The 17,791-nt window shown below is 68.0% G+C and carries 16 protein-coding genes; 6 read left to right on the top strand and 10 right to left on the bottom strand.

Features of this window, described 5'->3' with window-relative positions:
* Positions 1-7: 7 nt before the first annotated feature.
* The 3 genes from BGO82_RS11505 to BGO82_RS11515 form a co-directional block, all read right to left on the bottom strand.
* Positions 8-1,639, bottom strand: coding sequence for a hydantoinase B/oxoprolinase family protein (locus BGO82_RS11505; protein ID WP_291305738.1), 1,632 nt, complete (start codon positions 1,637-1,639; stop codon positions 8-10).
* Positions 1,636-3,714 (bottom strand): hydantoinase/oxoprolinase family protein, encoded by a 2,079-nt coding sequence (locus tag BGO82_RS11510; protein WP_291305739.1) that lies wholly within the window; start codon positions 3,712-3,714, stop codon positions 1,636-1,638. Before BGO82_RS11510 ends, BGO82_RS11505 begins: the two co-directional genes overlap by 4 nt.
* Before the next feature lie 228 nt (positions 3,715-3,942).
* Complete coding sequence (locus BGO82_RS11515; protein WP_291305740.1) at positions 3,943-4,833, bottom strand: SDR family oxidoreductase; 891 nt, start codon at positions 4,831-4,833, stop codon at positions 3,943-3,945.
* A 95-nt stretch (positions 4,834-4,928) separates the two neighbouring features.
* On the opposite strand from BGO82_RS11515, the gene BGO82_RS11520 reads away from it, so the two are divergent.
* A complete protein-coding gene (locus tag BGO82_RS11520) occupies positions 4,929-5,621 on the top strand; it encodes a DUF1345 domain-containing protein (RefSeq protein ID WP_291305741.1) in 693 nt (230 codons plus the stop codon).
* A gap of 89 nt (positions 5,622-5,710) precedes the next feature.
* Here BGO82_RS11520 and BGO82_RS11525 read toward each other — a convergent pair whose 3' ends face one another.
* Together BGO82_RS11525 and BGO82_RS11530 are read right to left on the bottom strand one after the other, a co-directional pair.
* A complete protein-coding gene (locus BGO82_RS11525; protein WP_291305742.1) occupies positions 5,711-6,556 on the bottom strand; it encodes an EamA family transporter in 846 nt (281 codons plus the stop codon).
* A 140-nt stretch (positions 6,557-6,696) separates the two neighbouring features.
* Entirely contained in the window at positions 6,697-7,728 is a 1,032-nt protein-coding gene (locus tag BGO82_RS11530) for a LacI family DNA-binding transcriptional regulator (RefSeq protein WP_291305743.1), read from the bottom strand.
* Between the two features lie 91 nt (positions 7,729-7,819).
* On the opposite strand from BGO82_RS11530, the gene BGO82_RS11535 reads away from it, so the two are divergent.
* The 5 genes from BGO82_RS11535 to BGO82_RS11555 all read left to right on the top strand — a co-directional run bounded on the left by BGO82_RS11535 (position 7,820) and on the right by BGO82_RS11555 (position 13,516).
* On the top strand, positions 7,820-8,998 hold the full coding sequence (locus tag BGO82_RS11535; RefSeq protein WP_291305744.1) for a Gfo/Idh/MocA family oxidoreductase: 1,179 nt from the start codon (positions 7,820-7,822) through the stop codon (positions 8,996-8,998).
* Positions 8,999-9,412: 414 nt separating this feature from the next.
* Entirely contained in the window at positions 9,413-10,429 is a 1,017-nt protein-coding gene (locus BGO82_RS11540) for an SIS domain-containing protein (protein ID WP_291305745.1), read from the top strand.
* Positions 10,430-10,439: 10 nt separating this feature from the next.
* Positions 10,440-11,162: a GntR family transcriptional regulator gene (locus BGO82_RS11545; protein WP_291305746.1), complete on the top strand. Its 723-nt coding sequence runs from the start codon at positions 10,440-10,442 to the stop codon at positions 11,160-11,162.
* A gap of 46 nt (positions 11,163-11,208) precedes the next feature.
* Positions 11,209-12,513, top strand: a complete 1,305-nt coding sequence (locus BGO82_RS11550) for a hypothetical protein (protein WP_291305747.1) — start codon at positions 11,209-11,211, stop codon at positions 12,511-12,513.
* Positions 12,506-13,516 carry a BadF/BadG/BcrA/BcrD ATPase family protein gene (locus tag BGO82_RS11555; RefSeq protein WP_291305748.1) on the top strand — a complete coding sequence of 337 codons (1,011 nt, stop codon included), beginning with the start codon at positions 12,506-12,508 and terminating at the stop codon, positions 13,514-13,516. The genes BGO82_RS11550 and BGO82_RS11555 overlap by 8 nt, the downstream gene beginning before the upstream one ends.
* Before the next feature lie 67 nt (positions 13,517-13,583).
* On the opposite strand, the gene BGO82_RS11560 is transcribed toward BGO82_RS11555, so the two are convergent.
* The 5 genes from BGO82_RS11560 to BGO82_RS11580 are packed head-to-tail and all read right to left on the bottom strand — an operon-like array spanning position 13,584 to position 17,787.
* Positions 13,584-14,378: a sugar isomerase domain-containing protein gene (locus tag BGO82_RS11560; protein ID WP_291305749.1), complete on the bottom strand. Its 795-nt coding sequence runs from the start codon at positions 14,376-14,378 to the stop codon at positions 13,584-13,586.
* A gap of 23 nt (positions 14,379-14,401) precedes the next feature.
* Positions 14,402-15,148, bottom strand: coding sequence for a GntR family transcriptional regulator (locus BGO82_RS11565; protein WP_291305750.1), 747 nt, complete (start codon positions 15,146-15,148; stop codon positions 14,402-14,404).
* On the bottom strand, positions 15,141-16,025 hold the full coding sequence (locus tag BGO82_RS11570) for an ROK family protein (RefSeq protein WP_291305751.1): 885 nt from the start codon (positions 16,023-16,025) through the stop codon (positions 15,141-15,143). Before BGO82_RS11570 ends, BGO82_RS11565 begins: the two co-directional genes overlap by 8 nt.
* Entirely contained in the window at positions 16,022-16,894 is an 873-nt protein-coding gene (locus BGO82_RS11575; RefSeq protein ID WP_291305752.1) for a carbohydrate ABC transporter permease, read from the bottom strand. The genes BGO82_RS11570 and BGO82_RS11575 overlap by 4 nt, the downstream gene beginning before the upstream one ends.
* Positions 16,891-17,787, bottom strand: coding sequence for a sugar ABC transporter permease (locus BGO82_RS11580; RefSeq protein ID WP_291305753.1), 897 nt, complete (start codon positions 17,785-17,787; stop codon positions 16,891-16,893). Before BGO82_RS11580 ends, BGO82_RS11575 begins: the two co-directional genes overlap by 4 nt.
* Positions 17,788-17,791 lie beyond the last annotated feature (4 nt).

Here is a 17,791-nt window from a genome sequence, read left to right on the forward strand (position 1 = left end):
GGCTGGATCATCCGGCATAGGCATAGTCGCGCCGCGCCGCTTCGGGCGTGACGAACCCTTCGCGCAGATCCTCCTCGATGCGCGCGCGCGACCGCCGGGCCGCGGGACCGAAGCCACCGCCCCCCGGCTCGACCAGGGTGAGCACGTCGCCGGGCTTGAGGAAATAGCGGCCCTTGGGATGCACCGGAACGCCGTTCACGAGACAGCTGCGCAGTGCTCCGGCAGCGCCGCCGGCGAGACCCTGCGCGGCAAATTGCGTGCGGCCGGCGAGGCAGGATACGGTGAGCTCGTTGCCGGTGTCGTTGACCAGCTCGATCTCCTGGCCGAGGCCGCCGCGGAACTCGCCCGGCCCGCCGGAATCCGGCCTGAGCGCCTTGCGCCGCACGGTCATGCCGGTGACGTCCTCCCACACTTCGACCGGCGTGCCGGTCATGTTGGAGGGGCTGGGCATGGTGGGCAGCCCGTCGATGCCGTGCAACGCTCCGAACCCTCCCGACGAGAAGTAGATGGAGGAGACGCCGCGCCCGTCGCGATGCCGCCCCTGGATATTGACGAGGCTCATCATGCCCGATTCTGCCTGCACGCGCTCGGGCACGATCTGAGCCAGAGCCCCCATCACCAGCGGATTGACGAAATGGCCGATGACGTGGCGGCCGCCGGTGGGGTAGGGCGGCCGGGCATTGAGGATGCAGTTGTCCGGCGCGCTGACCGTGATCGGCGTGACGGCGCCGATATTGTTGGGAATGGCCGGCGTGGTGACGCATTTGACCGCATAGACGGTGAAGGCGCGCGCATAATTGATCGGCACGTTGATGCCCATGTCGAGCACCGGGCTGGTGCCGGTGAAGTCGGCATGGATGGCATCGCCGCGCACGTTGAGCCGCACGGCGAGGCGCAGGCTCTCGGCGCCGCCTTCGACCTCGATGGCGTGGCTGTAGCTGCCGTCGGGCATGTCGGCGATGGCGGCGCGCAGCGCCTGCTCGGACTTGGCGACGATGGCATCGGCGACGTCGTCGATGTCGGCGAGGCCATACTCGTCGAGGAACTCGACCAAGAGGCGCGCCGCCACTTCGTTGCAGGCGATGTTGGCATGGATGTCGCCCAGCGTCTGCTCGGGCACCCGCACATTGGTGGCGATGATGTCGAACAGCAGGCGGTTGGGCCGGCCAGCCTCGACCAGCTTCACCACCGGCAGGCGCAGCCCCTCCTCGTAGACCTGGCGGGCCGTGGCGGAAAAGCCCAGGCCCCCGATGTCGGGCAGATGGGTGATGCTGAGCGAATAAGCGACGATGCGGCTGCGATGAAAGATCGGGCGCAGCACGTTGATGTCGTAGAGGTGGCCGGTGCCGATCCACGGATCGTTGGTGGCGAGCACGTCGCCCTCGACCAGGGTCTCCGGCGGATGCCTGTCGAGCATCATGCGCACGGTCTCCGGGGCGGTGCCGGTGAAGGACGGCACGCTGTAGGTGCCCTGCGCGATGGAGCGCAGGCGGCTGTCGAACAGCATGCAGGAGAGATCGTAGCTTTCGCGCACATTGGTGGAGAACGAGGTGCGCACGAGGCTGCCCAGCGTCTCGTCGGTAATGGCGATGAGCCGGTCCCAGATGATGCCGAGACTGACGGGATCGTAGCCGCTCATGGCGCGGGTTCTCCTTTGCCGATGTCGATGACGAGGTTGAGGTGCGGGTCGATATGGGCGCTGTTGCCGGGACCGAGCACGGTGGTCGATTCGCGCTCCTCGACGATGGCGGGGCCGGCGACGGCGGTGCCGACTGCGAGGCGGTAGCGGTCGTAGACCGGTACGGCAGCGAGACCCGTCGCGGGGAAGTAGGCCAGCCGCTCGCCAATAGGTGCGGCGCTCGTGGCCCCGGGGCGGTCGAGGCGGAAGGGGCGGTCCCGCATCGGCTCGGGGCCGCTGGCCTCGAGCTTCCAGTTGACGATCTCGAGCGGCTCGTCGAGCACGATGGCGGAGAAGACGGCGCGATAGGCGGCGTAGAAGCGCTCGGCGAGACCGTCGGGCGTCGCCTCGGCTTCGACTTCGACCTCGTAGCCTTGCCCCGCATAGCGCATGTCGAGGCGGCGGCGGATGGTCACGCTCTCGGCGGCGATGCCCGCCTCGTCGAGCACCGCGCGCATTTGGCGCTCCATTTCGGCGAAGGTCTCGGCATAGGTCGCGGTATCGAGCCCGGCGAGCGCGGTGCGCTGCGAGCGCGCGGTCTCGAACGCGAAGGGACTGCGCAGCAGGCCGAGCGCCGACATCACCCCGGCGCCGGGCGGCAGCACGATGCGCGGTACGTTGAGCTTGGCGGCGATGCGCGCCGCATGCGCCGGGCCGCTGCCGCCGAAGGCGACCATGCTGGACTGGCGGTAGTCGAAGGCGCGCTCCGAGGCGTGGATGCGGAAGGCGCTGGCGACATTCTCGTTCACTGCCTCGTGGATGCCCCAGGCGGCGCGCACGACGTCGAGCCCGAGCGGCGTGCCGATATGGTCGGCGATGGCGCGGCGGGCAGCGTCGAGGTCGAGCCGCATGCTACCGCCGAGGAAGGTCTCGGCATCGTAGTAGCCGAGGACGAGATTGGCGTCGGTCAGGGTCGGCAGGGTGCCGCCGCGGCCGTAGCAGGCGGGACCGGGACGTGCCCCGGCGCCGCGTGGACCGACGGCGATGACGCCGCGCTGATCGATGCTGGCGAGCGAGCCGCCGCCGGCACCGATCTCGATCATGTCGATCACCGGCGCCTTGGCCGGCAGGCCGCTGCCGGCCTTGAACTGGTGCACGCGCACAACTTCGAGCTCGTATTTGCGCAGCGGCTGGCCGGCCCGCACCAGCGCGCCCTTGGCCGTGGTGCCGCCCATGTCGAACGACAGCAGATTGTCGATGCCGCCGACGCGCCCGTGATAGGCCGACATCAGGGCGCCGGCGGCGGGGCCGGATTCGAGGATGCGGATGGGAAAGCGCCGCGCCGTCGCCGGCGTCACCATGCCGCCGCTCGAGGTCATGATGTGCAAGCGGCCGCCGAAGCCGATGGCCGTCAGGCGCTCCTCGATGCGGGCCACGTAGCGGTCGAACAGCGGCTGCACATAGGCGTTCATCGCCGCCGTGGTCCAACGCTCGTATTCGCGCGAATAAGGAAAGACCTCGGCGGAGGTGGAGATCGGCAGGCCGGGAAAGGCTTCGGCGATGATGCCGGCCGCCTGCTGCTCATGCACCGGGTTGCGATAGCTGTTGAGAAAGCAGATGGCGATGGCCTCAACCGCCTCGTCCTCAACCAGGGCGCGAGCGGCGTCGCGCACCGCCTCGGGCGCAAGCGGACAGGTCACGGCGCCGTCGGACGAAATGCGCTCGTCGAGCTCGCGGCGCAGGCGGCGGGGAATGACCGGCTCGGGATAGGCGAGCCGCAAATCGAACAGATCGTAGCGGCGCTCGCGGCCGATATCGAGGATATCGCGCATGCCCGCCGTCACCAGCATCCCGGCGCGTACGCCCCGGCGCTCGATCAGGGCATTGGTGACCAGGGTGGTGCCGTGCACCAGCGTCGAAACATCACCGATGCCGACGCCGCCCATCGCGAGAAGCGCCGCAACGCCGTCGAGCACGGCATCGGAAGGATCTTCGGGCGTGGTGAGCAGCTTGTGCAGGAGCGCGGAGCCGCTCGCCTCGTCGACCAGCACGCAATCCGTGAAGGTGCCCCCGATGTCGATGCCAATGCGATACACGATGCCGCCACCTCCCGAAGACCAGCGAAGGGCTCAAGCTGGCGAAATTTCGCTCGATCTGTCAAAGCTTTGCTGTGTCGGCAGTCTTGCTCCAAATTGGCTCCAATCTGGCGCCGGTTTCACGCCCGGCGGCATTTGCCGCGAGCGAGTGGAGGTGGTGCATGTCTGTGCGACGACGCAGCGGTGATGTATCGCGGCCCGATCGTCGAATGGGCGGCAAGCCCAGGCTCAGGCCACGCCTCGGCCGCCGGTGACGCCGTAGACTTCGCCGGTGATGTAGCTGGCCTCCTGCGAGGCCAGCAGCACATAGACGGCGGCGAGCTCGACGGGTTGGCCGGGCCGGCCGAACAGGCTCTCTTCGCCGAATTTCTGCACCTTTTGCTGCGTCTGCCCGCCGCTCGGCTGCAGCGGCGTCCAGATCGGACCGGGGGCCACCGCGTTGACCCGGATGCCCTTCTCGATGAGCTGCTTCGCCAGCGCCTTGGTGTAGGCCACGATGCCGGCCTTGGTGGTGGCGTAGTCGAGAAGCGCCGCCGACGGCTCATAGGCCTGGATGGAGGCCGTGGTGATGATCGCGGCTCCGGCCGGCAGATGTGGCACCGCCGCCTGGGCGATCCAGTGCATCGCGTAGAGGTTGGTCTTCATCGTCTCGTCGAAATCGGCCGTGCTCACCTTGTCGATCGACTCGCGCGTCTGCTGGTGGCCGGCATTGATGACGAGGATGTCGAGGCCGCCCAGACCTTTGGCGGCCCGTTCGACCAGCTCGCCGCACCAGGCTTCGTCGGTGATGTCGCCCGGCAGCGCCACCGCCGTTCGGCCCTCGGCTTCGATCAGCTCGATCACTTCCTGCGCATCCTTTTCTTCGGCCGGCAGGTAGGCGATCGCCACGTCCGCGCCCTCGCGCGCAAAGGCGATGGCCGCGGCGCGGCCGATGCCGGAATCGCCGCCGGTGACCAAGGCGCGGCGTCCCTGCAGTCGACCGTGCCCCTTGTAGCTGTCTTCGCCATGGTCGGCCCCTGGCGTCATTTTCGCATCGAGCCCCGGCGCCGCTTGCGGCTGCTTGGCAAAGGGCGGGTGCGGGTAAAGGTGGCGGGGGTCGTGAAGGCCGGTGTTGGTCACGCGTCGATCTCCTCTGGATCGACGATCAACCTCGGGCATGGCCGAAGGTTGCGGAATCCCCCCGGGAACGCGATGCCGCCGAAAAGATTTAGGCGATGAGACTGCTCCCTACCGAGACCACACTTCTTGAGCCGATGGCGCTACCCAAACTCCGCAGCCGGCATTGGAATTTCTACCTTGCGACCGCCGCCGGCGTTGCCGCGGCGATCGTCACGCTGCCGGTCACGCCCGACCTCTTTCCGGTCGTTGCGGCGTCGGTGTTCTCATTGACCTATCTTCTGCTCACGGCGCGCGACATGCCCAAGCTCACGCCGGACTACCTCAGGCAGCATGCTGCCGATGAAGACGCGCCACCGTGGATCGTGTTTCTGCTGACGCTGGGCATGGTGGTCTATGTCACCGCGGCGCTGTTCATCGCGGTCAACGACAGCTCGCCCAATCCGGTGCGCCTCGCCCTCGGCGCGGCCTCGGTCATTCTTGCCTGGCTGATGCTGCAGACCATGTGGGGCATGCACTATGCGTGGGAATATTACGACAAGCCCGAGACTGGCCGGAGCAAGCAGAAGCAGCGCGGCGGCCTCGATTTCCCCGGTGACGAGGCTCCCGATGGAATGGCGTTCATCTACTTCTCGCTGGTCATCGCGATGACGGCCCAGACATCGGACACCAGCGTGACGGACAACAAGATGCGCCGCATCGTGACGGGTCACAGCCTGTTCAGCTATCTCTTCAACACCGTGGCGGTGGCGGCCGCGGTCAACATCGTCGTCTCATTGGGCGGCGGATGAGAGCCGGGCGCCGGCGTCAGCCACAACGCCGGCGCCCGAGGAGATACCTGCCGCGGCGGCGCCGATCATTTCGTCGGATCGCATCGTGGCTACGGCCTGTAGCGGGTCAGCCCGATGCCGCAGGCAATCAGGCCGGCTGACACGAAACGCCAGACGCCGAAGCCCTCCTTCAGGATGAAGGTGGAAATCAGCGCTGCGAACAGCACGCTCGTTTCGCGCAGCGCCGAGACCATGCCGAGCGGAGCGAACGCCATCGCCACGATGATGATCCAGTAGGAGCCGACCTGCATTGCGCCGGCGAGCATCGCCGGCATCGGATTGCGTCTGACGACCTGGCCGATCGCCCCGGCTTTCCAGATCAGCGCGACCAGGAGCGTCAACAGCCCGTCGCCGATCGTCAGGCACACCGCAAAGCTGATGGCCGAGCCGGCATGTCGCCCGCCCATGCCATCGACCAAAGTGTAGGACGCGATGAACACGCCGGTCCCGAGCGCCAGCAGCACGGCGCGCGGATTGCGTGTCACACCCGTCCCCCGATCGAACGCCAGTGCCATGACGCCGGCCGCGAGGAAGACGATGCCGAACAGCGGGATCGTGCCGAGCGTTTCGCCGGCAAAGACGAAAGCGCCCAACGTGACCAGCAGCGGCGCCGATCCGCGCGCGATCGGATAGACCTGCCCGAGATCGCCATGATTGTAGGCCGCCGGCAGCGCGAAGTGATAGGCGGTGTGGATCAGGATCGCCAGGGCCAGCAGGGGCCAGCTCGCCGGATCGGGCAGGCCCACGAGCGGCAACGCCAGCAGCGACACGAGACTGCCGAACGCCGTGACCACCGCCATCGACGCGATGCGGTCGCCGCTCACCTTGATGACGGCATTCCACCCGGCATTCAACGCGGCGGCCAGGAGAACCAGAAGCGTGATCTCGATACTCATGTTGTTTCTCCTATCGGCCAGTGTCGCGCGAAGCGCCGGCCGAGTCATGTCTGTCGTCGATGGGGTGCGACCGGCCTCCGCCCTGTTCGTCGACGGCGGCATCACCGCCTCGCTTTAGCCCGTGCGAGCGGCCTGCCGTCTCACTCTTCACTCGCCGGCAGGTCGTCGAGGCTTTCGCGAAAGATCGCCCGCAGGGGCGTGCGCCCGTCGATGGGCGGACCGGACCACCGGCCGTAGCAGCTCAGCACCAGTTCCATGGCCCGCCGGGCCTCGAGCAGCGGATCCTGGTCGATGATGGCGTCGATGCGGCGCGCCAGCAGCAGCCGCCGCGTGGTCGGGGTCAGATCGTGACCGATGAACACCACCTCGCCGGTGCGCCGATGCTGCTCCACGCGGTCGGCGATGCCGTCATTGCCCTGCGAGATGTTGTAGATGCCGCGTATCGCCGGATCGTTTCGCAGCGCGGCGGCGACCGCATCGCCGGTCCGTGTCTCGTCGTCATGCCCATCGACTTCGGCGGCGATGCTGCAGGCAGGAAAGTCGCGGCGCAGCACCGCCTTGAAGCCCGCGCTCCGTTCGGCATGGCCGCTGAATTGAGGCAGCCCCGCGACCAGCAGAATGCGGCCGCCGCTCCTGCCGAGCATGCGGCCCATCAGCTCGGCCGCCAGCCGGCCGGCCTGGTGATTGCTCGGCCCGACATAGTGATGCGGCGCAGTGAGCGGCAGGTCGGTTGCAAGGGTCACCACGGGCAAATGGGTCGCAATCGGGCCGAGTTCGCCAAGCAGCGGCGTCCACGCCGGGGCGACGATCACCAGCGCATCGTAGCCGGCGGACAGTCTCTGCAGCTGCCGCGGCAGGGCGGCCGGAGCGAGAACGTCGATATGAGTGACGTACGAGCGGATCGCCTGGTCGGCGAACATCTGGTTGGCCTCGCGAAATCCTTGCGCCAGGCGCTCGTAGAACGGATTTTCAGGAGGCTTCATCAGCACGCCGACGCGCAGCATCCGCAGCGGCGGCAGCTCCAAATTGCGGTCGAGGCCGAGTGCGCGGGCGCTGAGCAGCACGGCACGCTCCTTGTCCGCCGAAACACCGCCGCGCCGGTTGAGCACCCGGTCGACGGTCGCCCGGCTAACGCCAGCCCGGGCAGCGACCTGGGTCGTGGTGGCGCGCATGGCCGTCCTTTGAGGCAATTGCATCAACGCCGACCCTGCCGGAAAGCGGGGGCCGGCGCTAGCTGTTTCCGGCGACAATGGGGAGGCAGCTTTGACCACGCTCAGGATCGGTATCGTCGGGACCGGCTTCATCGCGCGCACGCATGTCGATGCGTTTCGCCGCGCCTGCCTGCTCTTTCCCGAAGTGGCCACCGAGGCCGTGGTCGAAATGGTGGCCGATGTGGAGCTCGACACGGCGCGGTCGTTCGCTGCCCGCATGGCGATCCCGCGGGCCTCCGACGACTGGCGGGCCTTGGTGGCAGATCCGCAGGTGGATCTGGTCGATATCGCCACCCCCAACAATCTGCATTTTCCCATTGCGATGGCCGCGATCGCCGCCGGCAAGGCGGTCTATTGCGAAAAGCCGCTGGCGCTCAGCACCGCCGAAGCCGCGCAGATGGCGGACGCGGCGGCAGCGCGCGGGGTGCCCACCTTCGTTGCCTTCAACAATCTGTTCGCGCCCTCGACGCAACTGGCGGCGACGCTGATCCGGCGCGGCGACATCGGCACGCCGGTGCAGTTCATCGGCAGCTTCGACCAGGGCTTTTATTCCGATCCGGACCTGCCGGCCTCATGGCGGACACGAGCGGGCGAGGCAGGGAGCGGTGCGCTCGGCGACCTCGGCTCCCACGTCGTCAGCATCGCACAGCACCTGCTGGGGCCGATCACCGCGGCGGCGGCGTTCGACGCCACGATCTTCCCGTCGCGGCCGCTGCCGGCGAGCGGTGCCGGCTACGGCGCCAAAGCCACGGACGCCGCTGCCCGGCAGCCGGTCGAAAATGACGATCTGGTGCAGGCTCTGGTGCGGTTCGACAGCGGCGCGATGGGCAGCATCGGCGCATCGCGCGTGGTCGCCGGCCGGGTGTTCGGCATCAATTGGGAGGTGCGCGGCACCGAGGGCACGCTCTATGTCGAGAACGAGCGCGCCAACGAGCTGCATGTGTTCCGCATGCGCGACGCGGGCGACGACCGCGGCTTCAAGACGATCCTGTGCGGCTCGCAGGTCGACGGGTTCAGAGAAGGCTTCTTCGGCTTCGACTATGGCGGCGGCGGCATCGGCTATTTCGACGTCAAGGTGCTGGAGGTGCGGGCGATGCTGCTGGCGCTGCGCAAGCCGGAGCGCTGGTTCTGCGACTTCGCTTTCGGGCGCGACAATCAGGCGGTCGTCGACGCCATCGCGGCCTCGGCGCGCGCCGGCGGCGTGCTGCAGCGGGTCGGAGCGGCGCCGTAAGGCTCGAGGTCCATCCGGCGTTCTCCGCCGGGTGACGGGCCGAGGGCACGGCCGATCGCCACTGGTGCCGAGAAAGTCGGCACCGGCCCGGAGCAGCAAGGCGGCGCGGCGGAGCTTGTCGTACAGCTATGGTCAATACATAGATATATCAGTTATGAAGGCATTGGCAAGCATCTGTGGTCTCACGATATGCAGGGCGAGGGGAAAAGCTACCGTTGCTGAAGCGCGGGGCCGCGCGCAAAGCAGAGGGTACGATCGAGGAAATACCTGGGCTAAGCAGCCGTCCCCGTGGTGTGCCAGCTATTTGTGTAATGTCGTTCGTTGCGAAACTACGCTGCACGATGCTTTTGACATCTTGCGTGGCAATGGCTTTGCCTGTAACTGATATATCCATGATCGTGAGACTGCACTGACGTGAACGCCTTTCAAGCTGAAATTGCCCAGCAGCCGGCGGCGCTGCGAGACCTTGTCGACCGCTATTCGGCCGCCGATCTGCGGACCCCCGCCGGCCTGCCGCGGCCACGGCGCGTGCTGCTCACCGGGATGGGAGCGTCCTTCCACTCGGCGCTTTGGGCCAGCCATCTGCTGCAGGCGCGGGGGATTTGGGCGATTGCCGTCGAAGCCTCGGAACTGCTGCATTTCAGCCGGCTGCTGCTCGAGGGAATGGATTGCGTGGTGGCCATCTCGCAATCCGGCCGCAGCGCCGAGATGGAACCGCTGCTCGACCTCATTCCACCGACGCTGCCGCTGATCGCGGTCACCAATGGCAGCGACAGCCCGCTGGCCCGCCGCGGCGATGTGGTGCTGCCGATCGTCGCCGGCAGCGAGTCGACGGTAGCGACCAAGACCTACCTCAATACGCTCGCCGCCCTCTGGCTGCTGGGCCAGATGTGGGATCACGGCGAGCGCCCGGACGACCGCGCCGCGATCACGGCCCTGGCCGCCGCGGTGGAGCATCTGCTCGCCAACGCCGAGCGGAGCTCCGAAATCCTCTGCGACCGGCTTGGACCGTTCGAACGCATTTTCTTCGTCGGGCATGGGCCGCACGTCGCGACTGCCCGGCAGGGCGCCATGATGATGGGCGAGTGGCTGAAGCGGCCGGCCGTGGCCGCCGGCATCGGGGCGTTCCGCCATGGCCTGATCGAGATCGCCGACGAGCGCTGCGCCGTGGTACTGCTGGGCGCCGGAGGCAAAACCGCCACGTCGGTCGACGCCCTCGCAAGCGAACTCGCCTCCTATGGCACCACCGTGCTGTCGATCGTCGAGGGGCGGCTCGAGGATCCGCGGCATCCCTCGCCGCGGCGCTTCGACGAGCTGCTCAGCCCGATCCTCGACGTCGTGCCGATGCAGACCTTCATCGAGGCTCTGGCGCGTCGGCTCGAGATCGCACCACAGTTCCGGCGCATCGCCAAAGTCATCACCTGCATCTGAGCGAGCCGCCATGTCGGAACACCCCTACCTCAAGCTCAAGGACGAGATCATCGCGGGCATCGCCAGCGGCGCCTACAAGCCGCATTCGAAGCTGCCGTCGCAGCGCGACCTCGGCGGCGATTTCGGGCTGAGCCACATGACGGTGCGGCGCGCCATCAACGAGCTGATCCAGGAGGGCCTGATCTATGCCCGGCAGGGCAGCGGCCTGTTCGTCGCCGAGCCCAAGCGCGACGCGGAACTGGGGCCGCTGATCGGCTTCACCGAAGACATGAAGCTGCGCGGCATGGCGGCGTCGAGCCGGTTGCTCGATCGGCGGATCGTCAGCGCCTCGACGATGCTGGCCACCACCCTGCGCGTGGTGGTGGGACAGCCGCTGGTGTTCCTACGGCGCCTGCGCTTTGCCGACAACGAGCCGATGGGGATCCAGAGCACCTTCCTGCCGGCGTCGTTGGTGCCCGGCCTCCTCGATATCGAGCTCGAGAACGTCTCGCTCTACGAGCTCCTGCGCACGCGCTTTGCGGTTCGCATGGTCGACGCGCAGACGTCGGCCAGCGCCGAGCTGGCCAGCGAGGAAGAGGCCGAATTGCTGCAATTGCCGCTCCCGGCGGCGCTGCTGGTCACCGAGCAGGTCACCTTCATCGAGGGCGGCCAGCCGATCGAGTTCGCGCGGTCGCTCTACCGCGGCGACCGCTATCGGCTGCAGCCGGCGCCGCGCAAGCCGGGGCCGCGCTGAGGCCTCAACGTTCAACCTTTCAGGCACACACAGGAATATCGGCGACATGGCGCGTATCAAACTGGTCTACATCGGCGGCGGCAGCACCCGGGCCCCTGGCACGGTCGCGTCCTTCATCGAGCAGGGCGAGAATTTCGAAGGTTCCGAGCTGGTGCTCGTCGACCTCGATGCGGAACGGCTCGGCATCGTCAAGACCATCGCCGAGAAGATGGCGCGGCATCGCGACATGGATCTCCGGGTGACCACGACCAGCGACCGCCGCGCCGCCCTCACCGATTGCGACGCCGTTCTGACGAGCTACCGGCCGGGCGGGTTCGAAGCCCGCTACCTCGACGAAAGCATTTCGCTGCGGCACGGCCTCATCGGCCAGGAGACGCAGGGGCCGGGCGGCTTCTTCATGGCGTTGCGCTCGATCCACATCATGAAGGGCATCATCGCCGACGTCGAGCAGGTGGCGCCGCGGGCGCGCGTCTTCAACTACACCAACCCGATCAACCTCATCTCCGAGGCGGTGACGCACCATTCCGACGTGCCGTTCCTGTCGTTCTGCGAAGGGCCGTACGACTTTCCCGAGGCCACCGCGCGCTTCGCCGGCCTCGATCCCGAAAAGCTCGATACGGTGATGATCGGCCTCAATCACGGCTGCTGGTCGATCCGTCATCTATACGAGGGCAAGGACGTAATGCCGCTGCTCGAGGCAGCCTATGAGCGGCTTCGCAACGACTCCACGGCCAACGTGACGCGGCTGCGGCTGCTGAAGCTGGCGGTCGAGATGCAGTCCATTCCCGCGGACTATTTCCAGTATTACTACTGGCGCGACGAGATGGTTGCCGAGCTGCGGGCGAAGCCGACGACGCGGGCGCAGGACATCATGGCCAAGGTTCCCGACTATTGGCGGCACTATGTCGAGCAGGCGGCCACCGACGCGCCGAGCCTCGATCCGCAGCGCTCGCGCGGTGGCATCCACGAGCTGGAGCTTGCCATCGATGCCATGGACGCGATCTTCAACGATCGGGGCGACGTGCTGCCGGTCAACTGCCCCAACCAAGGTGCGCTGCCGGATTTCCCCGACGACATGGTGGTCGAAATGCGCGGATTGCTCGACCGCAACGGCGTCAACCGGATTGCCGACGGGCGGCTGCCGCGGCAGGTGGTGGGGCTGGTCAAGATGCTCGGCGAATATCAGGCGCTGACCGCCGAGGCCGCCTGGAGCGGCACGCGGCGCGATGCCATCCGCGCGCTGGCCGCCAATCCGCTGGTGATGTCGTACGACAAGGCCGAGGCGGTCTACGCCGATTTCTGCAAGGCGCTGCAGGCCTATCTGCCGGAACGGCTGCTGGCCGATGGCTGAAGGCGCGCGCCTGCTGCTCGGTGTCGATGGCGGAAATACCAAGACCATCGCACTGCTGGCGCGAGCGGACGGCACCATCGTCGGCACCGGCCGCGCCGGGTGCAGCGACATCTACAATGCACGCTCCGAGGCAGCGGCGCTGCAAGAGCTCGACCGCGCCGTGCACGCCGCGCTTGCCGCGGCCGGCGCCGCGCTCACCGACATCGGCACCGCCTGTTTCTGCCTCGCCGGCGCGGACTGGCCCGAGGACTTCGCCTTTCTCCGCGAGGCGCTCGCGCGGCAGGGCCATAACGCGTTCGATATTGCCAACGACGCGCTGGCGTCGTTGCGGGCGGGCACCGACGACGGCGTCGGCGTGGTGCTGTCGTGCGGCACCGGCTTCGCCGCCGCCGCGCGCAACGCGGCGGGCGCGAGCTGGCATAGCGGCTTCTGGTCGGAGCCGCTGGGCGGCGCCCAATTGGCCCGGGACGCGTTGCTGGCCGTGATGCGGGCGGAGCTTGGCATCGACCCGCCGACCCGCCTGCGCCAGGTGCTGCTGCAGCATTTCGGCTGCGCGGACGTCGAAGCAATCATGCGCCGCTTCTACGGTCACGCCACAATTCCACCCGCCGATGCAGAGGTCGCAAGGCTGGCGCCCGCGGTGCTCGACGCCGCGGCCGCCGGCGACGGCGCCGCCACAGAGATCGTCGACGGGCAGGGGCTGCGCCTTGCCGAATATGCCGGGGCCGCCGCGCGGCAGGTCGGCCTGACCCTGTCGGCCGCCCCGCTCGTGCTCAACGGCGGCCTCTTCCGCCACGCCGGTTCTGCGTTGCAGGCGGCGCTCGACAAGGGGTTCCGGCAAATCGGCCAGGCGCCTGCGGCGATGCGGCGTGGACGGGAGCCGGCAATCGGTGCGCTGCTGCTGGCGTTCGACAAGAGCGGCCAGGCGCTGTCGCCTCAGATATTGTCCCGGCTGGACGCGTCCATGCCGGCCGCCGACGCGCTGTTCAGAACCGCGCCCTGACCAGACGCACGTTCCACCAGCCGTCGCGAATGCGGGCGGCGACACGCATCGCCGCCCGCATAGAGCATCAGCCTTCCGCCGCCATCGACTTCTTGAACTGCGGCAGATGCTTCTGCTGCGCCTCCAGCATGCGCTCGCGGTAGACGCCGTAGATGATGTCGGTGTCGTGCAGCGTCACGCCCGGGATCGTAGGCGAGGCGAACACCGGCAGCTCGATGCCGCGGTCGGCGAGCTTCTGTGCGCTCTCGGCCAGCACCTCGTGCATCATCATCATGGCGAGCACCGTGGACGAGCCGGCGACGGGCCGGGACCAGCCCTTGATCGGCACGATCGCATCCTCCACCGGGGCACCGGTGTCGATGACGATGTCGGCGGCATGCGGCAGGCGCTTGCCCGAGCTGTGCGTGGCAGGCTTGGAGGCGTTGGACACGGCGGTGATCGCGACCACCGTGAGGCCGCGCTTCTTGGCGTAGAGCGCCGTGTCGATGCCCGACGCATTGCTGCCGGAATGGCCGAAGATCACGATCGTGTCGCCGGCATTCAGCGGCTGGTGGTCGAGGAATTTCTCGGCGTAGTTCTCGGTGCGTTCGAGCCACAGCAATTCACGCACGCCGCCGGCGCCCAGGATGTTGTGCCACATCACGCGGGGGTCGGTCAGCGGATTGAAGCCGACATACGAGCCGTAGCGTGGATACGTTTCCTGCACCGGCAGCACCGAATGGCCCGAGCCATAGAGATGCACCAGGCCCTTGTTGGCGAGCGTTTCGGCAATGGCGGACGACGCCTTGTCGAAGGCCTCCGCATTGGCCGCCGCCGCGGTCTCGGCGATCTTCAACAGCCGGCTGATGTAGAGGGTGGACATGGACAAGCCTTTCAACTGAGGGGTTAGACGTAAAGGATGGAGCGGATTTCGTAGCGGTCCGCGCGCATGGTGGAGACCGCATATTCGAACGGCCCCCTGGCGTCGTAGGCGATGCGCTCGACCTCGAAGGCCGGCGTGTCGGCAGCGAGCTGGATCAGCTCGGAATCGATCCCGGCGACACGACCGACGCGATAGACTTCCTTGGCCTTGGCCGGCTTGATGCCGCAATGCTCGTCCAGCCAGCCATAGAGCGACTGCACGTTGCCGGCGTCGGCCAAAAGGCCCGGTACACGCGCCTCCGGCAGATGGCTGGTCTGGATGCCGATCGGCAGGCCATTGCCCAGCCGCAGCCGCTTGAGCCGCACCACCGGGTCGCCCACGCCGATTTCGAGCGCGTCGGCCATTTCGATCGTCGCCGCGACCCGGTCGGCCTCGATCAGGCGGGAGGTGGCGGCCAGCGCCAGCGCCCGCATCTCTTCGGTGAAGCTGGTGAGCCCGTGCACGCCGGCAATGACGGTGGCGGACCGCACGAAGGTGCCGCGGCCATGCTCGCGGCGGAGCAGCCCCGCCTCCTCGAGATTGCGCAGCGCATGCCGCAGCGTGATGCGCGAGATGCCCAGCATCTCGCCCAGCCGGTCCTCGTTGGGGAGCTGCGCGCCGGCGCTCCATTCGCCGGCTTCGATCAGGCCGCGCAACGCCATCTCCGCCTGATGCCACAGCGGCTCGGGTCGGCGCCGGTCCGGCTTCTGCAGCCCGTTCAGTTCAGCCATGCTGCCGCCTCCATTGTGGTCCGCGCGATCCGGCAAAGGCGGCGCCCACCAGCCCGGCCCGCGCGCCGAACCGGCCGGCCCGGAGGTCGATGCCGCGCAAATGTTTCGGCAACTGCCGGCGCAGCGCCGCAAGGATCGTCGGCGACAGCACGTCGAGCGACCCGGCGACACCGCCGGCCAGGATGACGACGCTCGGATCGAGCAGTGCCACTGCGCCGGCGAGCGCCGTGCCGAGGGCGTGCATCGGCGCCTCGAGCGCCGCGCGTGCCCGTGTGTCCCCGGCCCGCGCCGCCTTTACCAGCGCGGTGCCGTCGGCAAGTCCGATGCCGGCCGCGATCGCGTCGAGCGCGCGCCCGGACGCCTGCCGTTCGAGCCAGCCGTTCACCTCGTCGCCGCCGTCGGCCTGGTCCGCCACGGCCCAGCCGAAGGAGCAGGCGCCGCCGGCGCTGCCGGTGACGATCTGCCCGCCGGCCAGCACCGCCGAGCCGATGCCGGTGCCGATGGCGAGCAGCAGGGCGTCGTCGCGATCCGCCGCAGCGCCCGCCGCGGCCTCGGCCACCAGCGCGAACTGCGCGTCATTGCCGAGCGCCACCGAAACGCCGGGAAAGGCCGCGGCCAGATCGAGCCCGTCGAGATAGGGCAGATTGGGAATCCAGGTGCAGACGGCGCCGCGGGCCAGCCCCGGCACGCCGAGGCCCAGATGCGTGGCGCCCGACTTCGCGAGCTGCCCGCCGAGCAGCGCCATGAAGCTGTCGCGGTCGCCCGGTGCCGGCCACTCGCCGATCGCCTCCACCGCGACCGGATCGTCGAGCGGCGCCACGCCGGCGCGGAAGCGGGTGCCGCCCAGATCGACGGCGAGGACCTTGGCGTCGCTCATCCCTTGACCCCCGACGCGATGACGGAGTCGACGAAGAAGCGCTGCAGGATCACGAACAGCACCACCGGCGGCAGCACCGCCAGCGTCGCTCCAGCCATCACCAGCCCGGTGTTCATGGCGCCGCGGTTGTAGCTGAGCAGGCGCGAAAGCGAGATGACGATGGGGTACTGCTCGGCATTGCCCTGCAGCACCGTGAGCGGCCAGAGGTAGCTGTTCCAATGGTAGACGAAGGCGAACAGCGTGAGGGCGGCGATGGCCGGCAGCACCGCGGGAGCGACGATGCCGAACAGCACGTGGAACTCGGAGGCGCCGTCGACGCGCGCCGCCTCGATCAGCTCGTCGGGCACCCCCTTGATGAATTGCCGCATCAGGAAGATGCCGAAGGCGTTGGCGAGGTTCGGCACGATGACGCCGGCCAGCGACCCGGTAAGGCCGAGATAGCCGACGATGCGGTAAAGCGGGATCAGCGTCACGATCGGCGGCAGGAACATCGTCGAGATCAGCAGCGCGAACAGCAGCTCGCGGTGGCGGAACTGGTACTTGGCGAAGGCATAGCCGGCCATCAGGCTGGTGACGAGGATGGCCGCGGTGGTCACCAGCGCGATGACGGCCGAGTTGAAGAACGAACGCCCGATGCTCACCACGTCCGCCACCTTCACATAGGCGTCGAAATTCGGGCTGGCGGGCAGCCAGACCGGCGGCACCTGCATGGTCTCCTGCGGCGTCTTGAGGCTGGTGAGCACCATCCAGGCCAGCGGGAATGCCGCCACCACCGCGATGGCGATGATCAGCAGCGTCAGCAGCGCCGCCGCCGGCGTCAGCGGCCGGTGCGGGCGTTCCAGCGGGCGGCTGTCGGCGAGCGCGGTCATGCGCGGCGCGCCTCCCGGGCCCGGGCGAAGGCAAAGAGCGCCGTGATCGAGACGATCAGCACCAGCATCAGCGTCACCGCCATGGCCGAGCCGAGTCCGCCCTGCGCGCGTTCGATGCCGACACGGCGGATGTGGTAGGTCAGCACGTTCGTCGCATTGACCGGCCCGCCCTGGGTGATCAGGGCCACGGGCTCGAACACCTGCACCGAATTGATGATGGCGATCACCGCCGAAAACAGCAGCGTGTTGCCCAGCAGCGGCAGGGTGATCGACCAGAAGCGCTGCACTGGATTGGCGCCGTCGATCCGCGCCGCCTCGTAGAGCGAATCCGGGATCTGCGTCAGCCCGGCGACCGCCAGCACGGTGAAATAGCCGACCTGCTGCCAGACGTTGAGCAGTACGATCGAGCCGAGCGCCGTCTGCGGCGCGCTGAGCCAGGTCTGTGCTGGAATGCCGATCCAGCCGAGCACCTGGTTGATCGGCCCTTCGGTCGGCGAATAGAGCTTGGAAAACACCAGCGCCACCGCGATCATCGGCACCATATAGGTCGAAAACAGGATGGTGCGGAGCACGATGCCGCCGGGCGCGAGCTTCTGGTGCACCAACAGGCCGAACGCCACCGACAGCGGCAGGATCAGGACCACCGACAGCACGGTGTAGATCAGCGTGTTGACCAGCGCCGCCTTGAAGTCGCGCCCGATCGAGGAATTGGAGAAGATGTCGATGAAATTCTGCACGCCGATGAAGCGCGCGGTGTCGAAGCCGGTCTGCGTCGACCAGGATTGGAGCGACAGCCAGAGCGTCAGCAGCATCGGCACGAAAATGAACACGGCGAGCAATCCCGTCGCTGGCGCCAGCATGGCGACCGCCGATTGGGTTTGTCTGCGCTGCATCACG

The organism is Devosia sp. 67-54, assembly GCF_001899075.1.
In the GTDB taxonomy this organism is placed as follows: Bacteria; Pseudomonadota; Alphaproteobacteria; order Rhizobiales; family Devosiaceae; genus Devosia_A.